12 protein-coding genes and 1 riboswitch are annotated in these 26,204 nt (G+C 47.0%); all 12 genes read left to right on the top strand.

All coding sequences use genetic code 11. The features are described 5' to 3' along the window. The first annotated feature begins 6 nt into the window (after positions 1 to 6). The 12 genes from ACDJ59_RS12585 (at position 7) to rhaA (ending at position 26,105) form a co-directional block, all read left to right on the top strand. The gene (locus tag ACDJ59_RS12585; protein WP_413409223.1) at positions 7 to 1,350 is read left to right on the top strand and encodes an ATP-binding protein; all 1,344 of its coding nucleotides are present in this window, start codon (positions 7 to 9) and stop codon (positions 1,348 to 1,350) included. Beyond that, on the top strand, positions 1,347 to 3,566 hold the full coding sequence (locus tag ACDJ59_RS12580) for a DEAD/DEAH box helicase (RefSeq protein WP_413409221.1): 2,220 nt from the start codon (positions 1,347 to 1,349) through the stop codon (positions 3,564 to 3,566). Before ACDJ59_RS12585 ends, ACDJ59_RS12580 begins: the two co-directional genes overlap by 4 nt. 147 nt (positions 3,567 to 3,713) lie before the next feature. Further along, a riboswitch (purine riboswitch) is annotated at positions 3,714 to 3,824 on the top strand. A 106-nt stretch (positions 3,825 to 3,930) separates the two neighbouring features. Next, a complete protein-coding gene (locus ACDJ59_RS12575; RefSeq protein ID WP_017688752.1) occupies positions 3,931 to 4,884 on the top strand; it encodes an EamA family transporter in 954 nt (317 codons plus the stop codon). A gap of 396 nt (positions 4,885 to 5,280) precedes the next feature. Continuing rightward, positions 5,281 to 5,706, top strand: coding sequence for a cupredoxin domain-containing protein (locus ACDJ59_RS12570; RefSeq protein ID WP_413409219.1), 426 nt, complete (start codon positions 5,281 to 5,283; stop codon positions 5,704 to 5,706). Between the two features lie 95 nt (positions 5,707 to 5,801). Continuing rightward, positions 5,802 to 6,824 carry an SDR family oxidoreductase gene (locus ACDJ59_RS12565; protein WP_221819554.1) on the top strand — a complete coding sequence of 341 codons (1,023 nt, stop codon included), beginning with the start codon at positions 5,802 to 5,804 and terminating at the stop codon, positions 6,822 to 6,824. A 155-nt stretch (positions 6,825 to 6,979) separates the two neighbouring features. Then, positions 6,980 to 14,482 carry a fibronectin type III domain-containing protein gene (locus ACDJ59_RS12560; RefSeq protein WP_413409217.1) on the top strand — a complete coding sequence of 2,501 codons (7,503 nt, stop codon included), beginning with the start codon at positions 6,980 to 6,982 and terminating at the stop codon, positions 14,480 to 14,482. A 127-nt stretch (positions 14,483 to 14,609) separates the two neighbouring features. Then, positions 14,610 to 15,320, top strand: coding sequence for a trehalose operon repressor (gene treR / locus ACDJ59_RS12555; protein WP_413409215.1), 711 nt, complete (start codon positions 14,610 to 14,612; stop codon positions 15,318 to 15,320). 172 nt (positions 15,321 to 15,492) lie between these two features. Continuing rightward, positions 15,493 to 18,831 carry a DUF5107 domain-containing protein gene (locus ACDJ59_RS12550; protein WP_413409213.1) on the top strand — a complete coding sequence of 1,113 codons (3,339 nt, stop codon included), beginning with the start codon at positions 15,493 to 15,495 and terminating at the stop codon, positions 18,829 to 18,831. Between the two features lie 51 nt (positions 18,832 to 18,882). Continuing rightward, the gene (locus tag ACDJ59_RS12545) at positions 18,883 to 21,222 is read left to right on the top strand and encodes a beta-galactosidase (RefSeq protein ID WP_413409211.1); all 2,340 of its coding nucleotides are present in this window, start codon (positions 18,883 to 18,885) and stop codon (positions 21,220 to 21,222) included. 410 nt (positions 21,223 to 21,632) lie between these two features. Next, positions 21,633 to 22,565, top strand: coding sequence for a glycoside hydrolase family 5 protein (locus ACDJ59_RS12540; RefSeq protein WP_370739085.1), 933 nt, complete (start codon positions 21,633 to 21,635; stop codon positions 22,563 to 22,565). Positions 22,566 to 22,744: 179 nt separating this feature from the next. Beyond that, positions 22,745 to 24,814, top strand: coding sequence for a bifunctional aldolase/short-chain dehydrogenase (locus ACDJ59_RS12535; RefSeq protein ID WP_413409210.1), 2,070 nt, complete (start codon positions 22,745 to 22,747; stop codon positions 24,812 to 24,814). Between the two features lie 19 nt (positions 24,815 to 24,833). Beyond that, positions 24,834 to 26,105 (top strand): L-rhamnose isomerase, encoded by a 1,272-nt coding sequence (rhaA, locus tag ACDJ59_RS12530; RefSeq protein WP_101313986.1) that lies wholly within the window; start codon positions 24,834 to 24,836, stop codon positions 26,103 to 26,105. Positions 26,106 to 26,204 lie beyond the last annotated feature (99 nt).

Below are 26,204 nucleotides of genomic sequence, written 5' to 3'. Positions count from 1 at the left end.
TACGCAGTGACAGAACTTAAAATACCAAAGCGGCTGACCACCGCGCTTGTAAATTCATTGACAGCTGGTGTTGTCCCGCGCATAGGACTGGAGCAGATTGCTGTTGGTCGGAAACCGGAAGTGGAGGCCATTCTGCGGGATATGGACAATATCGCCGAGGGAGGCGCAGCGTTTAAACTCATTACGGGTCGTTACGGCAGCGGTAAAAGCTTTCTTTTGCAAATGATTCGTAATTATGCGATGGATCGGGATTTCGTTGTGGCAGACGCCGATCTCTCACCAGAGCGTCGATTGGTGGGAACCAAAGGGCAGGGACTTGCGACATATCGCGAACTGATGACTCGTCTGTCTACACGCACACGCCCGGATGGGGGAGCGTTGGAGCCGATTTTGCAAAAATGGATCGCAGGTTTGCAACAGTCCACGATGCAGAGTCAGAACCTGCGCCCGGATGATCCCGCTCTGCCGCTGGAAGTAGAGAAGCAGATCTATGCGGTGACGGGGGAGATGCAGAATCTGGTACACGGCTTTGATTTTGCCAAAGTACTGGCGTCATACTGGAACGGGTACAAGCTGGCTGATGATGATCGCAAACAGGCGGCCCTTCGCTGGCTTCGAGGAGAATTTGCAACCAAAACGGAAGCGAAAAAAGAACTGGCTGTTGGCGTTATCATTGACGATGACAACTGGTACGACTACTTCAAATTGTGGTCTGAATTCACAGCGCGCATTGGTTACAAAGGATTGCTGTTGTTCATTGATGAAGCGGTGAATCTGTACAAAATTACAAACAGTGTCTCCCGCCAAAGCAACTATGAAAAATTGCTGACCATGTTCAATGATACGATGCAGGGCAAGGCAGAGCACCTGGGCATATTTGTAGGCGGTACGCCGCAATTTGTGGAGGATGAACGGCGCGGATTATACAGCTATGAGGCGCTTCGCTCCAGGCTTATTGATGGTCGTTATGCAGCCAAAGCGTATGCGAATTACACAGGTCCGATCCTGAAGCTGGCTATGTTATCGCATGAAGAGATTATGATTTTACTTCAGAAGCTGCGGCAGATTCATGCCCTGCATTTTGGATACAGCGCAAGTCTGACGGATGAACAATTGGTTGATTTTATGCAAACGGCGGTGAACCGGCTGGGTGCGGATGAATTGCTGACCACGCGTGAAGTGGTACGAGACTTTATGGATGTTCTGCATACGTTACACCAGAATCCTGAAGTGACTTATACTCAATTACTTGGCGAGCGGGTTGCCAAACCTCAGGAAACGGGTAAAGGGGCAGATGCTTCCGCAAATACAGATGATCTGGACGACTTTCTGGCGGAGTTTGAATTATGAGTGATAATCCGTTCTATCGGCTGGCGCCGTTTGTTCAGGAATTTATATATAAAAAAAGATGGGAATCGCTTCGTCCTGCCCAGATTGAGGCCTGCAATATCTGTTTTCATACCCCGCATCATATGCTGATTGCGGCGGGAACAGCCTCCGGCAAGACGGAGGCGGCTTTTTTTCCTGCATTGACCGAGCTGTATGAACGGCCATCCAAATCGGTTGGCATTTTGTACATTGGACCTCTGAAAGCCCTGATTAACGATCAATTCGAACGTCTTAAGGATCTGTTATCCGAAGGAAATATTCCGGTTTGGCATTGGCACGGGGACGTACCTCAGGCGGAGAAAACAAAACTGATGAAAAATCCGTCCGGTGTGCTCCAGATAACGCCAGAATCGCTGGAAGGTCTGCTCATGAATCGACCGAATGCAATCCCGGCGCTGTTTCATGACTTGCGATATGTCATCATCGATGAGGTGCATGCTTTCATGGGAGCGGATCGGGGCATTCAAGTACTCAGCGAACTTGCCAGAATCGAGCGTATGGCTGGCTGCGCACCGCGAAGAGTGGGCTTGTCCGCTACACTTAGTGACTATGATGCGGCTACATCTTGGCTTGCTGCCGGAACGCAGCAGGGGGTGGATGTGGTCTCTTCACCGGGGGGGCGCAAGCTGCGACTGCGGGTGGAACATTTCTCTTTTCCAGATGCACAGGACGAGGAGCAGGCGGAGCAGCTTCATAACGCACGTAAAGCCTACTACGACTTCATCTATGAGAGCACACATCGTAAAAAGGCGCTGATCTTCACCAACAGCCGAACGGATGCTGAAGTCACCATTCTTGAGATGCGGCGAGTCGCGGCTCGCAGGCAAGAGCGTGATGTGTTCCATGTGCATCATGGAAGTATCTCGGCCATGCTGAGGGAAGAGACGGAAGCTGCCCTACGCACTGGGTCGGGGCCCGCAGTTGCTGCGGCAACGGTCACGCTTGAACTGGGCATCGATCTGGGCGAACTGGAACGTGTGGTTCAGCTCGGTGCACCGTATAGTGCGTCCAGCTTTGTACAGCGTCTGGGACGTTCAGGGAGACGAGAGGACATGGCTTCGGAGATGCTTTTTGTATGTCCGGAGGAAGAGGACGAGGAAGCGCAATTGCCAGCACGTATGCCGTGGACGTTGATGCGTGCGATTGCTGTCATTGAACTGTATGTAAAAACGAAGTGGGTCGAGCCGCTTGAAGCCCGCAAAATGCCCATAGGTGTGCTCTATCATCAGACGATGAGCATGTTGAAAAGTATGGGGGAGGCGGAGCCGAGAGATCTTGCTGAAGCCATCCTTTCGCTGGCTCCATTTGCGTTGATCAGACCTGATCAATATCAGGTATTCCTGAATTACCTCATTGAGACGGATCATCTGCAATGGACAGAGGATCGAACATTGATCATCGGTCTGACAGGTGAGAAAATTGTGAATAATTATCGCTTCTACGCCGTGTTTAAAGACGATGAGGAACATAAAGTACTAAACGGCTCAGAAGAGATTGGTTCGATTACAACCGTGCCCCCACCTGGCTATTGCTTCTCGCTCGCAGGCAAACTGTGGAAAGTGGAAGAGGTCGATCACAAGCACAAGGCTGTGTATGTGAAGTCTGCAAAAGGTAAGGTAGATACATTATGGCTTGGCGCGGGAGGGGATATTCATACGTCGGTGGTACAGAAAATGCGTGAAGTGTTGTCCGACTCAGTGATCTATCCCTACTTGTCACCGCAAGCCGTCAATCGACTTGAACGGGCGCGTCGCCTAGCTCGTGAAAGCGGACTGTTGAAGCAGGTCGTGATTCCGGCAGGGGGAGATTCGATGTATGTTCTTCCTTGGGTGGGAAGTAAATCATTCCGTACATTGGAGCGCCTGATGAAGCATAATCTGTCCAAGAAACTTGCCTTGCGTTCAGTTGTACCCATGGAGCCATATTATTTTGTAGTGTCGGGAAAGGTCGATGAACGAACATTGTTAGCCGAGATTATGAGTGAGTGTCGGGCGGCTGAAGACGCATCTGCGTTACTGGCTGAAGATGAAGCACCTTATCTGGGCAAGTATGATGAATTTGTCGCGCAGCCTTTGATCCGTGAGGCTTTTGCCGTAGATGGGCTGGATCTGGAAGGGTTGAAGGCAGGTTTACAGCAAACATTGGAGTGGGACTCCTCAAGCTCCAATCGAACATGACGTTTTTACGTAATCAGAGTACTCGAAGAATGGTACCGCGATCGAAGCGACTCGGTGTAATAATTTAGTTCAACTTTTTATACGAAATAGGGTTGACACCATCTCACCTCCCATGTAATATATGAAAAGTCGTCACACACGAATTACATCAAATTGCATATATCATTTCGTATAACCTCGCAGGCCGAAAGTGTACACAGGGCGAGGGTCTCTACGGGAAGCCTATACTTCCTAACTACGATGCCAAGGAATCAATGTATTCCTTGCTCGTAGTTAGGATTTTTTGCATTTAGATGGTGTCTGTGACCTTGGCATGAACCAACATGCGGGCGTATTTTTCTTATCATCAGGAGGTTTATTCACAATGAAATATTATCTGTCCGTTCTCGCGGGAGCGATGAGCTATGGCATATTATCCACGATTGTGGTTCTGGCGTACGGCGAAGGATACAAACTTGGAGAGGTTGTGGGAGCACAGCTGATCACGGGTTTTCTTCTATCCTGGATGCTGGCGCTATACACAAAATTTAGAACAAAACGTAAGTCACAGGCAAATGGCAAAGCATCAGGAGCCGTGGCACAGGTATTCAAGCGGTTGACGTGGAAACAACGTCTGATATTGATGGCTGCTGGAACACCAACGGTAATTACAGGTCTCGTGTATTATCAGTCTTTGCGTTACATTCCGGCTTCACTTGCCATTATCCTGTTGTTCCAGTTCACTTGGATTAGTGTATTGATTCAGGCGATAAGCAAACGTCAACGTCCAGACAAAGTCACATTCCTGACGTTGATCATTCTGTTTGGTGGAACCTTGCTGGCAGCCGGTTTCCTGGAACAAGGATTGGGTGAGTTCAACGGTCTGGGTATTGCTCTTGGACTAATGGCAGCCGTAAGTTATTCCCTGTTTGTCTTGTTCAGCGGCAAAGCGGTTCCTTCAGCGCATCCAGCCTTCCGCAGTGCGTGGATGGTTACAGGCGGATTGATCCTGCTGTGCATTTTGTTCCCGCCGACATTCCTCTTTAACGGATTGATCTGGAGCCAGTTGCTTGTATTTGGATTGCTGCTTGGATTCTTCGGGGCATTCATTCCACCAGTACTGTTCGCTATCGGCGTTCCGCATATTGGTGGTGACATGGCCGGAATCCTGGGTGCAGTGGAGCTTCCAATTGCAGTATTGTTATCCTCAATCGTGCTCCATGAGCATGTCAGCGGATTGCAATGGTTCGGAGTTATTATTGTGCTCATTGGTGTAGCCCTGCCAGAGTTGTATAAATTACGCATGAGACGAAGTCGGAATACACCGATCTATTCCTGAGTTATACAAAAAGGGATATTGCAAAGCATGAACGGGAATACCCGTAGATAAGCCTGAGAAATCAGGCTTTTTCTATTGAAATATTCTATATAAATTGAACTAAACATTTACACGAAATGGAGAGGACAGAAATAACCTGAAGAAGCGAAGCGTGCGCCTTTATTCCCGGATTTTACCCTTTGAAAAAGGAAATCAAAAAAATCTGGGGATAACAGCGATCGAAAGGTTGTTCTGTCATCGGAGTGTCCAGTGTAAATATTCTTTAGTTCCACTTATATAGCTCAATCGCAATAGCCCAGAGGGGTCATTTTCATTGTCATGCGAATCAGGTATGCTTAAAGAATACATCCGTCTGTTGATTGAATATTGATGGGACATCGAATGAGGAGTGTTTTGATGAAAAGCTGGTTTGGAAAAACATGGCCTTGGTTAACGCTGGGTCTGACCGTTGTTGTACTGCTTGGATCATTTTTGGTTTATTTTATGGGCAAAGACGTATCCCCGGGATCGGGAAGTGCGGTAACAGCACAAGCCGATACTCCGGAGGATTTGAAGGGATATGAAGTCATTGATGTGGACGTGAGCAACGATGGTTTTGGACCAGACGTCATCGAGGTGAAAGCTGGCGTACCGACCAAAATCAACTTTATTCTGACCCGGTCGGTGACACATGTGAAATCAGTGGGATCACAAAAGCTTGGCATGGATCTATACATGCAAAAGGGACCCAATTATTATACGGTCGACAAAGATCTGCCCAAGGGAGAATATGAGATCCATTGCGGCATGTACATGATATATGCAACGATTAAGGTCGTATAACTGAAGGAGCAAGGTTTCGGGTCGCCGAGCTTTGCTCCTTTTTTTGGTGCGTGATATCATGGAAAAGTGGGTAAAATCGATCAGGAGGTGGCGAAATGAAAGCGCTATTTATTGGAGGGACAGGCACCATCAGTACGGCCATTACGGAGATGCTTGCACAGCAAGGCTGTGAACTGTATTTAATTAATCGCGGCAATCATAACGATGACTTACCTAGTGAGGTCAACGTACTTCAAGCGGACATTAATGACGAGACACGTGTAGCGGAACTGATAGCTGATCTGGAATTTGATGTTGTGGCAGACTTTATCGCTTTTGTACCGTCTCAATTGGAGCGAGATTACCGTTTGTTCAAGGATAAAACAAAGCAGTTTATATTTATAAGTTCGGCATCTGCATATCAGACTCCTCTGGCCGATTACCGGATCACGGAAGGTACGCCCTTATCGAATCCATATTGGGAGTATTCTCGCAACAAGATTGCCTGTGAAGACTATCTGATGAAACAATACCGCGAGCATGGGTTTCCTGTGACCATCGTGCGTCCGAGCCATACGTATGGCGACAAATCGGTACCTCTCGGTGTTCATGGTGCTCAAGGCAGCTGGCAGGTTCTCAAGCGTATACGTGAAGGCAAACCCGTTATCATCCATGGAGATGGCACCTCACTGTGGACGATTACGCACAATACTGATTTTGCCAAAGGTTTTATCGGGCTTATGGGAAATATCCATGCCATTGGTGAATCGGTACATATCACCTCGGATGAATCCGTCACCTGGAATCAGATTCATGAGATTATAGCTGGCGTGTTGGGTGTTAAGCTTCATGCGGTACATGTTCCCTCTGAGTTCTTGGCCGCATGCAGTGATCAGGATCTTCGCGGCGGATTGCTGGGTGACAAAGCCAATACCGTTGTCTTTGATAACAGCAAGCTGAAGCGGCTTGTTCCGGAATTTGTAGCAACGACAAGAGCTGATCAGGGCATTCGACGTACGATTGAGCACATTCTGGCGCATCCTGAATTACAGACCGAAGATCCGGAATTTGATGTATGGTGTGACAAGGTCGTTGGCGCACTGGACGAAGCGTTATTAAAGATCAGAGATGAGAAATGAGAAGTAAGGCGTTCATGATCAAGTGTTTACATTCATGCGCTTAATCGTTATAATCAAGAAAAAATGACACTTGTTAGGGGAGGCACCCCAACTTAGGACATCGTTCCTTTGTTGGGGTGCCTCCTTTTTTTGTGTGCCAAAAAGGAGAGCAGACGTTGAAGAAATCAGGAAAACGTGTGAAGAAACAAGCGGAACAGTTAACCAAAGTGGTGCTGGCATTTGCGTTATTATCACCTCAAGCCCTGTTGCTTGAATGGGGTGCAGCCACGGTAATGGCTGAAACGGTTGAAACGATCGGGATTGTATCCGATACGTCCAGCATGAAGGCTGTACAGTCATCAAAGGTGAAAGTAGAGATGAACAGTGATGGCAAATACAGAATTGTATTACTACCAAACACAAATGTATTTTACGGTGGTGATACAGGGAATGTATCCACGATTATCGACCATAATGGATCACCCGTGAACTTCAAAACATTGCCGCTTAATTATTACCGAATTAACAATAATGTGATTGAAATGTCCCGGCAAAAGGACAATGTGGAATATATTTTGCGAGTATCTATCGTCAATGCTACCTCACAAGGTGGATACATGAAGGTTGAACTGGAAGCCATCAACCGTAGTGGATCGGCACTGAATTTAGGTGGGACATTTTATTGGGATACGATGGTGAATGGCAATGATGCATCTCCGTTTGAAGTCATAGAGAATGGATGGCGCAATTACAGCGGCGGCGTTCAGGTAACGGCTTTTTATGCCAATACGTACAATGTTGTGAATGCAGATCGCATATACATGGGACAGTACAGCGGTCCGGACAATGCGCAGCTAACAGGGGGGTCTTCACCTTCGTCATTCACTCCAGGCCAGACCGTTACGGCGAGCGATACAGCTGCGCAATTCTGGTGGAATGCCAAAGCAACAGCGAATCAGGCTTCACGCAAATTTTCAACGATCGTGGGAATCGGCCCTCAGAACGTTCCGCCTTCATTTACACTAACGGCTCCTTCTTCGGGGCAAACGTATTACAAAGGCGAGCAACTTCAGATCTCTGGTACAACACGAGATACGGATGTAGGTGACCTGTTGACCGTGAAATGGTCCATTGATGGTGGGTCTGAGAACATTCTTACCCAGATGACCGCAACGGGTTCGAATCAATCTTTCAACACCAATTACACGTTGCCTGACACCCTGCCAGATGGTACACACACATTGCAAGTATGGGTCATGGATGACAAAGGTGGGGTATCCTCAGCAGGAACCGTTAACTTCACGGTAAGAAGTTTTGTTGTGCCCGGAACGCCGACATATACATTGGTTAATTCTAATAACTTGACGGTCAACTGGGATAAGAAGGCCAATGACGCCTCTGTTACGTATGAGCTGAAGAATATGACCACGAATCAGATCGTGGATACAGGTGCGTCAAACAGTCGGCAGGTGACAGGGCTCACTCCGAATACGAGTTATTCTTTTGCTGTACGTGCCAAAAATTCAAGTAGTTCCTTCACGGGGTACTCCAGTCCATCCACCAAATATACATTGGCGAATCCACCGGCTGCTGCGGCTGTGACACAATCAGGCAACTCTGTTACAGCGAGCTGGAATAATAATGGAAATCCTGCGGGCACTCATTACAAAACGGAAATACGCAGTCCAGGTGGGCAAGTCCTCGCAACGGGAACAACAACTTCCACACGTACAGAATTCGCCCTGACCGGACTCGCGGATGGAAAATATGAAGTATTTGTGGCGGCACTGAATGGAGAAGGGATACAGACCCCATTTATATCCGCTGGAGAGATGATTAAAGATACAACGGGTCCAACTGCACCTGCTGTTACAGTGACTCCATCCTCATGGACCAAGGAAGATGTTCTCATCACGGTTGAAGAAGGAAAGGATGCTTTAAGCGGGACTCAGAAGACTGAAGTTAAAGTCGGTCCGGCAGGAGAATGGCGTGAATATAGCGCTCCGTTTGCCGTAAACAGTGAAGGCAACACAACTATTATGGCACGCAGTATTGATGCGTTTGGTAATACGGGACAGGAAACAGCTGTGACAGCCAGGGTAGATCGGACGGCACCAACGCCTCCCGTTATCTCGCTGAATCCGCCCGAATGGACAAAAGCGGCGGTAATCGTGACATTAACGGAGGGTACGGACGAAGCAAGTGGCATTAGTCTGACACAGTATAAGCTGGGAAGTGAGGGAGAATGGGTCGACTACAAGGCTCCTCTTACACTAAGTGAAGAAGGGATAACCGAGATTTACGCACGAAGTTTTGATCGGGCCGCCAATGTCAGTGCTTCCACTTCGGCAACAGCCAGAATCGACAAGACTGGGCCTGAGCAACCAACGATTACGTTAAGTGAAGAGGATTGGACGAATCAGGATGTAACTCTTGCAATAAACAGTGGTGAAGATGCGGGCAGTGGGCTTGCCAAGAGCCAATATCGACTTAACAAAGAAGGTCCCTGGATCGATTATACGGGTGAAGTGACGGTTACCGATGAGGGAGAAACGATCGTGTATGCACGCTCACTTGACCGTGTAGGCAATATAAGCACGTCCGCTCAGGCTACGGTTCGAATCGACACGACAGCTCCAACCGAGCCGGTGATTAGTATAAGTCATTCTGGATGGAGTAAAGAACATGTGCAATTCACGATCGCTGGAAGTATGGATGAACAAGCGATATCCTATGAATACAGCATGAATGATGCCCCGTATATGACAGGAAATAGCGGTACAGTAAGTACAAACGGGGCTACCACCATTCGGGCCCGAGCGAGGGATACCGTTGGCAATGTGAGCAAGGAAGTCAGTCGAATCGCCTATGTGGATCAGATGGCTCCAACGATTACATTTGCTCCGAACGGACATGGCTGGACGGACACGGACATATCCACTACCATTCAGTATGCCGACGCCCACTCAGGCGTTCAGGAACTGGAACGATTCTATCAAGTTACGAACAGTGCAGAATCACCGGATCATTGGCTTGAAGCTCGCTCTTACGAGCATAAAATATCCATCGAATCGGAAGGCATATGGTACATCCATGCCAAAACCATGGACAGAGCAGGGAATACATATGAGACAACAACATCACCTTACCATATTCAACGCAAGCCCGAGCAACCGAGTCATGTGAGAATGACACAGATCACTGAGACATCAGCTGAACTTACAGTGGATTTACCGACGGGGGAAAGGTATACCGATGGATATCAGTATGAGATATCGAATAAAACGACAGGACAGTCATGGACACTGGACTATCCTAAGCACAGTATAATCGATCACTCCCTAAGCGGTGGTCAGGTCTATGAATATGAAGTTAGAGTGAGAAACCATACCGGAGTAAGTGATGCAGTAAGCGCTCAAGTATTAACTACTCCGACAGCTCCCGGAACGTTGCACGTTCGAAAAGTAGATTCACAGCCCAATTTGGCCGAGATTCAATTTGATCCAGTACGAGGAGCAGATGCTTACCGCATTATTGCGACTACTTCAGACGGTGCCATCGTATTTGATCAGACAGTATCTGATCCTGACAGCCTTCCCTATGTCAGCAACCTCATTCCAGGAACCATTCATAACATCTCGGTAACGGCAATGAATGAAAGTGGAGCAGGTGGTAGCAGCAGAACCGGATTTCTCACACTGCCGGCAATGCCCGGTGAGTTTATGGCCGTTCAAATTCAGGAGCATGATATTTCATTAGATTGGGAGACAGTGACTTCTGCAACGTATTATGGTCTTTCACGCGATGGAACAGCCATATATGAAGGAGAGCAGACGGAGTATCTGGACTCGGGTCTGGATAGCGGAACGGAGTACAGCTATGCGTTAATTGCCGGAAATGAGACAGGACCAGGGCCGTTGGCAGGTTTACCTTTGCTCAAGACGTTACCTGGACAGGTACCCGGCTTACAGGTATCAGATGCTTCCACAGCGAGCCTTCGTCTGAATTGGGAAGCAGTACGAGGAGCCGATCGTTATGAGTTATGGTTGAATGGAGAGAAGTCGGGAACGGTTCCTGCCGGAACCCAAGAATGGGTCTTTGCGGGACTGAGTTCAGGAACATCTTATCAACTGGATGTACAAGCAGTGAATGGAAGTGGACAAGGGATGCGCAGTTCGGTATCAGGAACAACGCTACCGGAGAGCCCGTCGGGACTTCACGTTGTTCAAGTAACTGAACAGGGAGCGATCTTGAGCTGGGAGCCTGTAGCTGGGGCAACGAAATATCGGGTGGTCATCGATGGACAGAGCCATGAGATATCAGATACACAACTCGCAGTCTACCATCTGTCAAGCAGTCGTGAGTATACCTATGAAGTACAGGCGGGCAATGCTGCCGGGTACGGTGCATCCACCAGTAGTACAATTCTTACTTTACCTAGCAGGCCGGAAGGACTGAATGTCACATGGACGGGTGAAACAAGTATGGGACTTGCATGGCAAGCTGTAGATACGGCGAATCTCTATATTGTGAAAATCAATGGAACAGAAGTGGGCAGAACATCAGAACTAGCCTACACGGTTGAGGGATTGTTACCTGGTACAGAGTACGCTTTGGAAGTTCAGGCTGCGAATACTTCTGGTGCAGGTGAGGCAGCGCAGCTCATCCGATTGTCCAAACCTGTGTCGCCTGCCGAAGTACTTGTTGATCCAGGAGTACATCGGGCAAAAGTTTCCTGGTCTGTCGTGCAAGGTGCCGCTGAATACGTAATTGAGCAGAATGGCAAGGAGATCTATAGAGGAATGGAGAATGAAGCAACGATTACAGGGCTCCAGGATGGGACGTGGCATCACTATCAACTATGGGCGGTCAACAGACAGGGAACTCGTTCTGAAGCGAAGGATGTATCCCTGCTGACTTTGCCTGAGAAACCCGTTAAGGTTGGGGTATATGATGTGGCGAAAAACAGCCTTGGTCTGGATTTCAGTAACACAGGTGTCCAAGGGGCAGATCATTACGTCATTGAACGGAATGGAAGAGAGATCACTCAGATGGATTCAAGTGAAACCCAATTTGTAGACAAGGATCTGTCGCCAGGAACGAAATACACTTATGTAATTCGGGCAGTCAATGCGAGTGGAACGAGTGCGCCGCTTACTTTCAGTGTAATGACTCAAACGTTGCCATTGGTTGCAGAAAGTATAACAGTGAAAGCCGGAACACATGTGGTGGATCTGGCTTGGGATGTTGTTCAGGGAGCGGCTGCATATGAGATTCGAAATCGGGTAACGGGAGATGTACAGAGCGTGTCTGAACCGTCTGTACATCTCAATAGCATGCTGGATGGCACAGCGTATGAATTCGAACTTGTTGCGATTAATGAAGATGGTCATCGGTCAGAGTCTATTCAGATTCAGGTTTTAACGAAACCCATATCACCTCAGACGGCAGGCATAACACACATCACAGATCAGACTGCGGTACTGGACCTGACTGGAAGCTCCACACGGGGAGCAGAGCAATTCATTATTATGCGGGATGGTGTTGAAGTCGCTAAGGTTCCAGCAGATCAAGCTTCATTTGAAGATGATGGACTGACACCAGGAGAGCATTACACGTATACCATCAAAACATCCAATGCAACGGGAGAGAGTAATTCCGGTTTCGAAGTTTACTTACGAACGTTGCCTGCGACCATTCATGAACCTTTACATGCAAGCATGATTGGGGAAAAGGAGGGATGGATCACTTGGCCAAAGGTACAAGGTACGGAGGGATATACCATACGTATCGGAGATCAGATGTTCACCACGATTGAAGAACGTGATATCACAGAGGTGAGATTAACTCATCTGGAGAGTGCAACCCGATATGATCAGGTACAAATTATTCCTTATAATACGGCTGGTTCAGGAAGCCCAATGACCGTGGCTCCTTTTTACACCTTGCCTCATGTTGATTCACTGGAAATGAAGATATACCCCGAGACTGATCACGCTAATTTGGAATGGGATTTCCCTTATGTAAACGAAACATTCGTTGTATTGCTGGATGGCACGGAAGTATACCGAGGCACACAAAAAGAGTTAATTATTGATCAACTGGATGCAGGCAAGCAGTACCCGATTGAAATCCATACAGAGAATGATCAGGGAGATGCATCGGAGAAGCTGGCGTATTCTGTCCTGACCAAGCCAGCAGCTCCGGTCAAAGTGGAGTATCATTCGGCGAAGGACCACATCCGTCTTCTATTGGAACAGAGCCGGGTGGAAGGTGCCGAGCAGTTTATCATTGAGCGGGATGGTGTGGAGATTGCTCGTGTTCCTGCAGACGAACTGTTCTATGACGACAAGGAACTCGAACCGGGTGTGAACTATATCTATACAGTGAAGACCATGAATGCCTCCGGCAGTAGTGATGGTGGTTATTACCTTCATGCCATGACTTTGCCTGGTAGTGCTGCTTCATCTCCTGTAGTAGAGGGGCGTTCCATGTATGGTGCAGACATTGTATGGGAACTGATTCTTGGTGCTGGGGGTTATCGAGTTTATCGAAATGAAGAGCTTGTGGGAACAACAACGGAGACATCCATACATGTGTCTGAATTGAACAGTGCAGAGCGTTATGCTGACTTTGCAATCGTTCCATTTAACGAGGCAGGGGAGGGTGAGGCGCTTCAAGTACCGGAATTCGAGACGCTACCTTCCGAGGAACTGACAGTAGCAGCCATAGCGCAAGGTACAAACACGATTAAGCTAACTTGGGAACTGGATTCAATAAATGAGGTGATTGTGATCACCCATAAAAATCGTGAGATCTATCGTGGCACCAAGCGTAGTCATGTATGGACAGGACTGAATGCCGAGCAGCATTATGAGGTGGAAGTATGGACGGAGAATTCAGCAGGTGAAAAAAGTGAAAGAAAACGGGCAGCAGCCATGACTTTTCCGTATCCACCATCCGCCTGGAGCGGTGGCGGTGCAACCCCGAGTCCAAACGTTACATCGGAACAAGCCGATGAGGTGAGTTCACAACCAGAACTGTCTGAGCAACCTGAGGTACCTGTGAAAAAAAATATCAAATTTATTGATATCAGCCAAACATTCAATAAAGATCAGATTACCTGGCTTGCGGAACAAAATATCATTCAAGGTGTAAGTGAAACTCGCTTCGAGCCACGTCGTCCGATCACGCGTGCAGAATTTACCGCATTAATCGTGCGTCTGATGGGTGTGGACACAGCGGTTAATGAACAGCATGGATTCAAGGATGTAAACGATGAGGATTGGTTTGCTCCTGAGATTAAGGCAGCCGTTCACCATGAGATGGTTCAAGGCATGGGGAACGGCAAATTCGCTCCACATGCGCTGGTGACACGGGAACAGGCATCCAAGATTATAGCAAATGTTGTTCGTAAAATCAGACCGGAACCGCTGACTTCCCCAAGAGCGTTTACCGACCAGACTGATGTATCTAATTGGGCCAAAGAAGAAGTGCAGGAACTTGCAGGTTTGTACATGATTACCGGATATGAAGACGGCAGCTTCCGTCCCATGCAGCACTTAAGCAGATCAGAAGCTGCAGCGCTGATCTTCCGTTTAAATAAGCTGATTCAAGTTATGGATGAGAACCGTACAGATCAAGTGGAGAAAGCGTCAGCGTTTGATCGTCATATCTAGATTGAATTGATTCTTACATGTGATACTGCAATCATCGGCAGTAACGACATTACCGCTTGATTGGTTTTTAATGCTATAATGGTTGCCAATATGATAAAAAAAGGGTAATGAACAATGGTGATGAATAATGAATAATAAATTTATCCGGATATATGAAGATATTGCAGATCGTATTCGGACCGGAGAGATTGAGGCAGGGACGTTACTTCAATCGGAACTGGATCTATCGGAAAGTTATCAAACGTCTCGAGAGACTATTCGCAAAGCATTGAAAATGTTGTATGAAGAAGGTTATATTCAGAAGATTCAAGGCAAGGGCTCGATTGTACTGGATATACGCAAGATCGATTTTCCCATCTCAGGTCTGGTTAGCTTCAAGGAATTGGCCAAAAAAATGGGACATCGTGCTCAAACGTATGTGAAGGTTTTCGAGGAGCAACAGGTCGATCAGGCGTTGCACAAAAAAATTAACTTTGGCCTGAATGAACAGGTCTGGGAGATCAGACGTGTGCGTAAAGTGGATGGAGAGCATGTCATACTGGACAAAGATTACATTAGCCAGCGGCTTGTTCCTGGGCTCAGCAAAGAGATCTGTAATGATTCCATCTATGAGTACATTGAGCAAGAGCTCGGGCTTTCCATTTCGTTTGCCAAAAAAGAGATTTTGGTGGAAGAACCCACCGCTGAGGACAGGGAACTACTGGACCTTGAAGGGTTCCACAATGTGGTTGTGGTGAGGAGCCAGGTGTATCTGGAGGATGCCAGTCAATTTCAGTATACGGAGTCGAGGCATCGACCGGACAAGTTCAGATTTGTGGATTTTGCACGTCGCAGATAAGTTAATCAAGATCGATCAGAGAGTACCTTTCACTGCATTATCAGTGGATCGGTGCTCTCTTTGGTTATGGGGGAATCCGAAGATCGTCCATCAAGAACCGCTTAATGTCAATGTTCTTCCTGCATATCGGAGCGTATGATCACAATATATACGAGGCCGAGGAGTGAGGGGATTGAATCACGTGACAGCAAAATTAAATGTTCGCATATGGGAAGAAACCAGAGATATTCCAACCTATGGTACAGGTAAACCGGACAAAAATCCGATGTTTCTTGAAAAGAGAATCTACCAGGGAAGTTCGGGTAAGGTGTACCCGCATCCCGTGATCGACAGCATCGAAGATGATGCGAAAATGAAGTCGTATCGATTAATTATTCTTGAAAATGAATATGTACGTATTGAGATGATGCCCGAACTGGGTGGACGAGTCTATCGTGCGCTGGATCGGACCAACAACTACGATTTTGTATATTATAACCGGGTGATTAAACCTGCGCTTGTGGGTCTGGCAGGGCCATGGATTTCCGGAGGAATTGAATTCAACTGGCCCCAGCATCATCGGCCGAACACGTTTGGTCCAGTCGATTATACATTTGGCAGTAATGAAGATGGAAGCGCTACCGTGTGGGTGGGTGAGATTGACCGCATGTATGGTACCAAAATGACAGCTGGCTTCACATTACATCCCGGCAAAGCCTATCTTGAAATCCATGCCGAGGTATACAATCGCACTAGCGCACCTCAAACTTTTCTATGGTGGGCCAATCCGGCTGTAGCTGTCAACGATCATACGCAATCCGTGTTTCCACCTGATGTAACGGCTGTGCTGGACCATGGAAAACGGGACGTATCCCGCTTTCCCATCGCAACCGGCACCTATTACAAGATGGACTATTCCGAAGGTGTAGATATCTCCCGTTACAAAAACATACCGGTTCCAACATCCTATATGGCGTATAAGTCGGATTATAATTTTGTAGGGGGTTATGACCATGGGATTCAGGCAGGTTTGTTGCATGTAGCCAATCATCATATTTCGCCTGGCAAGAAGCAATGGACCTGGGGGAACGGGGAATTCGGGCAAGCCTGGGATCGTCAGTTAACGGACGAGGATGGACCTTATATTGAATTAATGACCGGGATCTATACCGATAATCAGCCTGATTTTACATGGTTACAGCCCTATGAAGCGAAATCATTCTCGCAGTATTTTATGCCGTATAAAGGAATTGGTATGGTCAAAAATGCAACGATTGATGCAGCGGTTAATCTGGAAATGGACGAAACGACCGGAATGGTAACCGTAATGGTATATGCGACGTCGGTTTTTGAACAAGTGACCGTTGAAGCGATAGGTCCAACCACGGTATATCTCCATGAGAGATGTAATATCTCACCTACGGAACTATATAAATCTTCATTCCCGTGGAGCGGACAAGATGAATGGCATCAGTTGAAGTTAAGTGTTCGAACTGCGGAAGGAAAAGTACTTGTAGCCTATCAACCTGAACGTTCTGAGATTCAGGAAGTTCCAGATCCGGCCACACCACTCCCGCTACCATCCGAGATTCGTACGAATGAACAACTATATCTGGCTGGTCTTCATTTGGAGCAATATCGGCATGCCACGTATGAACCGGAACCTTATTATCTGGAAGGTTTGAAGCGTGATGCAACGGATATTCGTCTAAACATTGCTTATGGCACATTGCTGCTGCGTAGAGGGCTGTTTCAAGATGCAGAGAAGCATTTCAGACAGGCCGTACAATCGCTGACGTGGAAAAATACGAATCCATATGATAGTGAAGCATTTTACCAACTCGGTCTGAGTTTGAAACTACAGGGGAAACAGGAAGAAGCCTACGCAGCACTGTATAAAGCCGTATGGTCTGCACAGTATCAGGATACAGGTTATTACATGCTTGCTCAGATCGATACGGCGTTACAACGGGACATCGAAGCGTTGGATCACATCGAACGTTCGCTGATTCGTAATACCAGAAATTATAAGGCTCGGCATCTGAAGGTGGCTCTGTTACGCAGATTGGGTCAAGATAAACAGGCGACCCAATATGCGCGTGAGACATTGGAACTGGACCCGGTTGAATTTGGAGCTGCACATGAATTAGTCCTGATCTATAGCGGAGCGACTACACCTTCAGAGAGAGAACAAGCGGGGCAAACACGTGAGCATTTCCATCGTCTGATGCGAGGAGACGTTTATAATTATCTGAATCTAGCCGCAGACTACGCGGATTGTGGATTGTGGAAAGAAGCACTGACGGTACTCTCTTATGTTGAAACCGAAAATTCACAGCCATATCCTATGGTTGGTTATGCTCAGGCTTACTTGTATCGTCAGCTGGGGGATATGGAGCAGGCTCGAGAATGTCAAAAGCAGGGGAAAGCTGCTCCGACGGATTATTGTTTTCCTAATACGTTATTTGAATTCATGGTGCTTCAGGATGCATTGGCAGTGGATTCGAATGATGCGCGTGCTCACTATTACCTGGGAAATTGGTTATATGATCATAAACGCTACGAGGAAGCAATCATCCATTGGGAAACTTCACGCGAGGTGAATGCTGCATATTCGACTGTACATCGGAATCTGGGACTGGCTTATTATAACAAGCTGAATCGCCCCGATCTTGCACTGGCAGCATTGGAGGAAGCTTTCCGATTGGATTCACAGGATGCCCGAATCTTCTACGAGTTGGATCAATTGCACAAGAAGATAGGGTATTCCTGCGAGCATCGAATCAAATTGCTGGAACAACATATGGAGTTGGTTCACCACCGTGATGATCTGTATATCGAGTGGGTGACTTTATTGAATATGCAAGGTAGTCATCAAGAAGCATGGAATGCCCTTCAGACCCGGCGGTTTCATCCATGGGAGGGTGGAGAAGGCAAGGTGACAGGACAATATGTTACGGCACTGACGGAACTGGCAAAGCAAAACCTGGAGAAACAACAACCTGAACTAGCATTGGAGCTGTTGCAGAAGGCTTTGGTTTACCCGGAGAACTTAGGTGAAGGTAAGCTGGAGGGAGCCGGAGACAATCCAGTTTACTTTTATCTTGGCTGTGCCTACCAGCAACTGAAGAAGAATCAGGCGGCAGAGGAGAATTTCCACAGAGCATCCATCGGTTTGAACGAACCGGCAAGCGCGATGTTTTATAATGATCAACCGCCGGAATCCATCTATTATCAGGGTCTGGCCTGGCAGAAACTTGGCAATGTGAAGGAAGCAAACCGACGCTTTAACAAACTCATTGACTATGCGGAAAGACATATGCATGATCACATCCGAATGGACTATTTTGCGGTATCTCTGCCCGATTTCCTAGTGTTTGACGACGATCTCAATCAGCGAAATGAAGAACATTGCAGGTATATGCGGGCATTGGGTCTTCTGGGGCTGGGGCGGACAAGTGAAGCCAAACTTGAGTTGGAGCGGATATTGGAGAAAAACCCGAATCATCAAGGGGCAATCATCCATCGATAATTGATAATCGTTTCAACACATCCCATTTATATCGAAGGAGTTATATAATCCATGAATGATACTATAGCAGGTAGCCAGATTCGTTTCATATTGGATGCGGAAGATAAAGAGATTCGTGCGGGTCGCATGACTGGCAGTGGCGGCAAAAGCCCACGAGGGGAATCGTATGATTTTACCAACTATTATATGACTCGTAATGCTAAACCCCATATTCCCGTGGTAGGTGAGTTTCATTTCTCCAGATTCGCTTACTTGCAGTGGGAAGAAGAATTACTGAAGATGAAGGCAGGTGGGGTGAACATCGTCGCTTCCTATGTTTTCTGGAATTTTCACGAGGAGCAGGAAGGCGAATATAATTGGTCAGGAAACCTGAATTTGCGGCACTTTGTGGATCTGTGTGGCAAACATGAGCTGCCTCTGATCGTGCGAATTGGTCCATTCTGTCATGGGGAAGTGCGTAATGGTGGAATGCCGGATTGGTTATTCAGTTATCCATTCGAAGTCAGGTCGAACGATGTAGGGTATCTGTATTACGCCAAGCGATTATATCGGGAGATGGCCCGTCAGCTCAACGGCTGTTTTTATCAGGAGGGTGGCCCTGTTATCGGGGTACAGTTGGAAAATGAGTATATGCACGCTGGTGCACCCATGGATGCCTGGGGGTATACCCGTGAAAAATACATTACCTCCGGCCGGGACGGGCGAGAACATCTGAAGAGGCTTCGCCATATTGCCGAAGAAGTCGGTATGAAGCCGATGTTCTATACTGCCACGGCCTGGGGCAATGCTGCGGTGCCTGAAGAAGGAACATTGCCTATGCTAGCGGGGTATGCGTACACACCATGGATTCCCAATCAGCCTCCAAGCCGGGAGTATTTGTTCCGGGATCTGCATATGAATCCTGTGGAAGATGTGGATTATGACAGTCTGGAGTACCCTGCTGCGTACTGCGAGCTTGCTGGTGGCATGCAGGTCAGTTATCACGCTCGGCCAGTTGTTGATGCGGACAGTGTCGAGGCGATGACCATTGTGAAGCTGGCGAATGGCAGTAATCTGGTCGGATATTATATGTATCACGGGGGGACCAATCCGATAGGCAAAAATTCATATATGAACGAGCAGGCATTGCCGAAAATGACGTATGATTACCAATCGCCACTCGGGGAATTTGGACGTGTTGGTGAATCGTATGACCGCATTCGAAGCTTGTCCATGTTCCTGGAAGCATACGGTGAGTTGCTTGCACCAATGGGCTGTGTTATACCGGATGGTCAACAATCTATAACCCCGGAGAACACGTTGGATCTGCGTTGGTCTGTTCGGCAACAAGATGGTTCTGGATTTCTGTTCATAAATAATTATCAGGATCATGTGGCGTTGCCTGATCGAGATATACAATTGGAACTGCATACCAGCAAAGGGACTGCTTTTTATCCAAGAGAAGGAACGATGCGGCTGAAATCCGGCATGGCGGCCATTCTGCCTTTCCATATGAATCTGAATGGAATGAAGATCATTAGTGCTACCGTTCAGCCACTGACCCGATTTATGGTAAATCAGGAGCTTACGGCTGTCTTTTATGCCCATGATGGCATGATGCCTGAGTATGTTATTGATTCATCATCTGTTACAAATGTAGATATGCCCGAAGGTACAGTATCGGAGCAGGGGAATGAAGTTGTGATTCACCCGATTGCAGGCAAGGACCATCATCTGCGAATTACAACATCGGACGGTATGGTCATACGAATCATTACATTGACCCGTGAAGAGGCATTACAAACCTACCGTTTCCGTGTGGGCGGAGAAGAAAGGCTTGTAATTAGCAGCAGTCATCTGTATGTACAGAATGAGATGCTCCTATGTACATCTGTGGAGCAACCAGAGATGGAGGTATCCTTCTATCCGGCTCCAGAGCATGTTTCAGCTTCGAAATATGCTGTGTCATCCCAGTCGAAGCAGGGAATATTCGGTACGTATACATTCCAAGTTTCGCCTTACGTGCCTGCTGTAGAGGTTGATTATCCCAAAGAGTGTGCAGCAACACTGAGATTGGACACAGCGTGGCCGGAACAAGTAGATGACGTGTGGATTGAGATTGATTATGAAGGAGACGTTGCAGCAGCACATATTCATCATCAGATGTTAACAGATCATATTCACTATGGGCACAGCTGGATGCTTGGTTTGAAGCAATCCCGTCATTTGCTGGCTGATCACGCGCTTCGTCTGTCTATAACCCCAACTCGAAAAGGGACGATTGAGAGTTATGTGAATCAGGCTTATGTGGAGCGATTTGAGGGTGTGGAGATTGGAAAGTTTAATGAAATTCGGGTGAGACCAAAGTATCGGGTTGGTTTGGTATTGGCGGTAGTTAGAGAAGACACTTAGTCTAAATCAGGAGTTAAACAACAGATAAACAAGACTTAAACCAGAGTTAACTGACGTTAATAATACAGAGGGTTCTTTCTCCGAACGATTGTGAGGGGAGAGAGCCTTTTTTGCTGTGTTATGTAAAAACAAATGATTCCCAATCATGGTAAAAAGATCTTGACTGGTAAGCGTTTTCAATTTATTATAACTTCATAACCTTAACGATAAAGTTCATTTAAACTAAATTACGTAACTTTGATAAAGTTAATTGTTATTTATTTAATAACAAAAAAACTTCTATTACCAACGATTTTAGTTAACTTCTTGCCTAGAGCAGGGTTAATTGAAATAAAAAAACAAATACAGGAGGTTCCAAACGAATGGTTAATCTGAAAAAGTGTACAATCTTCACGGTTATTGCTGCTCTCATGTTCATGGTATTAGGAAGTGCAGCCCCCAAAGCATCTGCTGCTACAGGTTTTTATGTAAGCGGTAACAAATTGTACGATTCCACAGGCAAGGCTTTTGTCATGAGAGGTGTTAATCACGGACATTCCTGGTTCAAGAATGATTTGAATACCGCTATCCCTGCAATCGCCAAAACAGGTGCCAATACGGTACGCATTGTTCTTTCGAATGGTAGCCTGTACACCAAAGATGATCTGAACGCTGTTAAAAATATTATTAATGTGGTTAACCAAAATAAAATGATAGCCGTACTCGAAGTACATGATGCCACAGGGAAAGATGATTATAATTCGTTGGATGCGGCAGTGAACTACTGGATTAGCATTAAGGAAGCTTTGATCGGCAAAGAAGATCGGGTAATCGTCAACATCGCCAATGAATGGTATGGAACGTGGAATGGAAGTGCGTGGGCTGATGGTTACAAAAAAGCCATTCCGAAACTCCGAAATGCGGGAATTAAAAATACGCTCATTGTGGATGCAGCCGGATGGGGACAGTTCCCTCAATCCATCGTGGATTATGGACAAAGTGTATTTGCAGCCGATTCTCAAAAAAATACCGTCTTCTCCATTCATATGTATGAGTATGCTGGCAAAGATGCTGCAACGGTCAAAGCCAATATGGAGAATGTGCTGAACAAAGGATTGGCTCTGATCATTGGTGAATTCGGGGGATATCACACAAACGGTGATGTGGACGAGTATGCCATCATGAGATATGGTCAGGAAAAAGGGGTAGGCTGGCTTGCCTGGTCTTGGTACGGAAACAGCTCTGGTCTGAACTATCTGGACATGGCCACAGGTCCGAACGGGAGCTTAACGAGTTTTGGCAACACCGTAGTTAATGATACCTATGGTATTAAAAACACTTCTCAAAAAGCGGGGATTTTCTAATCCGCCGATGAAACAGGAACACTCTGACGTTCACGTCAGGGTGTTTTTTTAATAAAATAGTTCAATCTATAATGACTTTTGAATATTTCCGTTTGGTTTTAAAATATTTTGTTTTCAAAATAAAACAAAGATGTTAAACTCGGATTAGGATTAAAACAAACATTATCGGAGGGAAACAAATGGTACAGAGTTTATGGAATGCATCGCAGGCATCTGAGAAAACAACAGGACTTGAGCAGTTGGTTTACCGATCCAATCTGATTGGAACTGATCGCAGTGTATGTAACATCTACGGTGGCAATACGTCTACCAAAACGACAGTGAAGGATTTTCGTGGTCGTGATGTAGAAGTAATGTATGTGAAGGGAAGCGGCTCTGATCTGGGTTCCATGGAAGCGAAACATTTTACCGGACTTGGGCTCGAAGACATTCGACCATTAATTGAGCGTGAATCCATGTCGGATGAAGAGATGGTTGAATATTTGGGTCATTGCATGATTGATGCCAAGCACCCGCGTGCCTCTATCGAAACTCTTCTGCATGCGTTTCTTCCATATAAACATGTGGATCATACGCACCCGGATGCTATTATTAGCCTGTGTTGTGCGCATAACGGCAAGGAATTGGCGAGAGAGATCTACGGTGATCGTTTTGTATGGGTGCCTTACGTACGCCCTGGGTTTACGTTATCTAAAATGATTGCTGAAAGCGTATTCTCGAACCCTAATGCCGAACTCGTACTGATGGAAAAACACGGACTTGTGACTTGGGGAGAAACATCCGAGGAATGTTACGCTCAAACGATCAAGATTATCAATGAAGCAGAAGCTTTCATCGAAGCACGAGTGAACGAAGGAAGTTTGTTTGGTGGTGTGAAACACCCGGCACTCGCCGCTGATGTTCGTCGTCAGATCGTATCACGTGTGATGCCAACAATTCGTGGAGCTGTATCGGATAGCAAAAAAATGATTTTGTCCTTTGATGATCAAGAGGACGTACTTGCTTTTGTGGGCGGAGCAGATTCCCCGGAATTGTCTCAGGTGGGTGCAGCTTGCCCGGATCATCTGGTACATACCAAAGTGGTACCTTTGTTCATCGATTGGACACCGGATGTGGAAGATATTGAAGGTTTAAAAGCCAAGTTGGTAGAAGGTGTAGCTGCCTACAAAGAGCAGTATCAACAGTATTTTGAGAGCAACAAAAACGAAGGTGATGTCATGTTCGAAGCGGCACCACGCGTTATCCTCATTCCAGGTGTGGGCATGATCAACACAGGCAAGAGCTGGGCGCTTTCCCAAGTAAGCGGAGCATTGTATCACAGAGCCATTGCCGTTATGCGTGGAGCTACTAGCCTGGGTCAATTCGTATCACTCAGTGCAAATGAATCTTACAATGTGGAGTACTGGCCGCTGGAATTGTACAAATTGTCTTTGGCTCCGGCAGAAACCGAGTTCTCCCGTAAAGTGGCGTTTATTACAGGCGGCGCAGGCGGGATCGGAAGTGAAACAGCACGCAGATTGGTATCTGAAGGCGCACATGTGGTGCTTGCTGATCTCAACCTGGAGGGCGCACAGAAAGTAGCGCAGGAAATTAATGATCAGTACGGTGCGAATCGTGCTTATGCGCTGAAAATGGACGTCACCGATGAGGAAGCCGTTCAATCTGCTTATGCTGATGTTGCGGTGCAGTATGGCGGAGTGGATATCATCGTGAACAATGCCGGATTGGCGACATCCAGCCCATTTGACGAAACATCCCTGAAAGAATGGAACCTGAATATGAATGTTCTGGGTACAGGGTATTTCCTCGTGGCTCGCGAAGCATTCAAGCTGATGAAACAGCAGGGCATTGGTGGAAGCATGGTATTTATCGGGTCCAAGAACTCGGTGTATGCAGGTAAAAGTGCCTCGGCTTACAGCTCAGCGAAAGCGCTGGAAGCACATCTGGCACGTTGTATTGCAGCAGAAGGTGGAGAGTATGGCATTCGTGTCAACACGATTCTTCCAGATGCCATTCTACAGGGTTCAGCGATCTGGAACGGTTCCTGGAGAAATGAACGAGCAGCGGCATATGGAATTGAACCGGATCAATTGGAAGAGTATTATCGCAAACGGACGACACTGCTCGTGAATATCTATCCAAGAGATATTGCGGAAGGAATTGCATTCTTTGCTTCTTCGAAATCCGAAAAAACAACCGGTTGCATGATGACCATTGATGGCGGTGTACCGGCAGCATTTACACGTTAAAATAGGAGGGTTCTTGCGGATGGATAACCAAGTCAAGCAAGCGTATGAAGCAGCCAAGGCACTGTATGCCCAGCACGGGATTGATACGGACGAGGTGCTGAACAAACTCGCGGAGATCAAAGTTTCCGTACACTGCTGGCAAGGCGACGATGTCAAAGGTTTTCTGAATAAAGATGGGGAGTTAACAGGGGGTATTTCCGTTACAGGTCAATATCCGGGGGCTGCGACGACACCAGCAGAACTTCGTAACGATCTGGAGCAAGCCTTTGCTCTGATTCCCGGCAAACATAAGGTCAATCTGCACGCGATTTACACGGATACCGACGAGCAGGTTGAACTGGATCAGATTGAGCCAAAGCATTATGAGAACTGGGTGAAATGGGCCAAAGAACAAGGACTTGGTCTGGACTTCAACCCAACATGTTTTTCCCATGAAAAATCAAGTGACGGGTTCACGCTCAGTCATCCAGATCCTGAAATTCGCAAGTTCTGGATTGATCACTGCAAGGCATCCCGCCGGATTGGTGCTTATTTCGGGGAACAGCTTGGTCAGACTTGTGTAACCAATGTATGGGTACCGGACGGATTCAAGGATAATCCGGTTGACCGGTTGACACCACGCAAACGTCTCAAAGAATCGCTGGATGAAGTATTCGGCGAACCACTTAACCCGGAGCACAACCTGGACGCGGTAGAGAGTAAGCTGTTTGGTCTGGGGTCGGAAGCATATGTGGTGGGTTCTCATGAATTCTATATGGGTTACGGTTTGCAAAATGATACGTTGATCTGTCTTGATGCGGGTCATTTCCATCCAACAGAGGTTATTTCTAATAAACTGTCGTCCTTGTCTTTGTTTACAAGTGGCATTCTGCTTCACGTAAGCCGCCCGATGCGCTGGGACAGTGACCATGTGGTAATCATGGACGATGAGCTGCTGGAAATTGCCCGTGAACTGGTTCGACATGATCTGCTTGCGACCACACATATTGGACTGGATTTCTTTGATGCAAGTATTAATCGTGTAGCTGCATGGGTTGTGGGTACTCGTAACACGATCAAAGCTCTTCTGCGTGCGATGCTCGAACCAGTGGATGCCTTGAAACAAGCCGAATTGGAAGGGGATTACACGTTGCGTCTTGCCTTAACGGAAGAGTTCAAATCCTATCCGTTTGGCGCGATCTGGGACTACTATTGTGCTCAGCAAGGCGTACCAGTCCGTGAAAAGTGGATCACCGATATCAAAACCTATGAACAAGACGTATTACTACAGCGTGATAAATCATTGGTGTAACCGCATTTATTTTTCGTATAAACCACTATGGAATGAAAATTCCATGGTGGTTTTTTTGGCATAATCACGCTGAAATGCATAACTGAGGCGATTGCTTCC

Source organism: Paenibacillus amylolyticus, assembly GCF_047302515.1.
In the GTDB taxonomy this organism is placed as follows: Bacteria; Bacillota; Bacilli; order Paenibacillales; family Paenibacillaceae; genus Paenibacillus; species Paenibacillus amylolyticus_G.
This window is presented reverse-complemented; position numbering and strand designations above follow the sequence as displayed.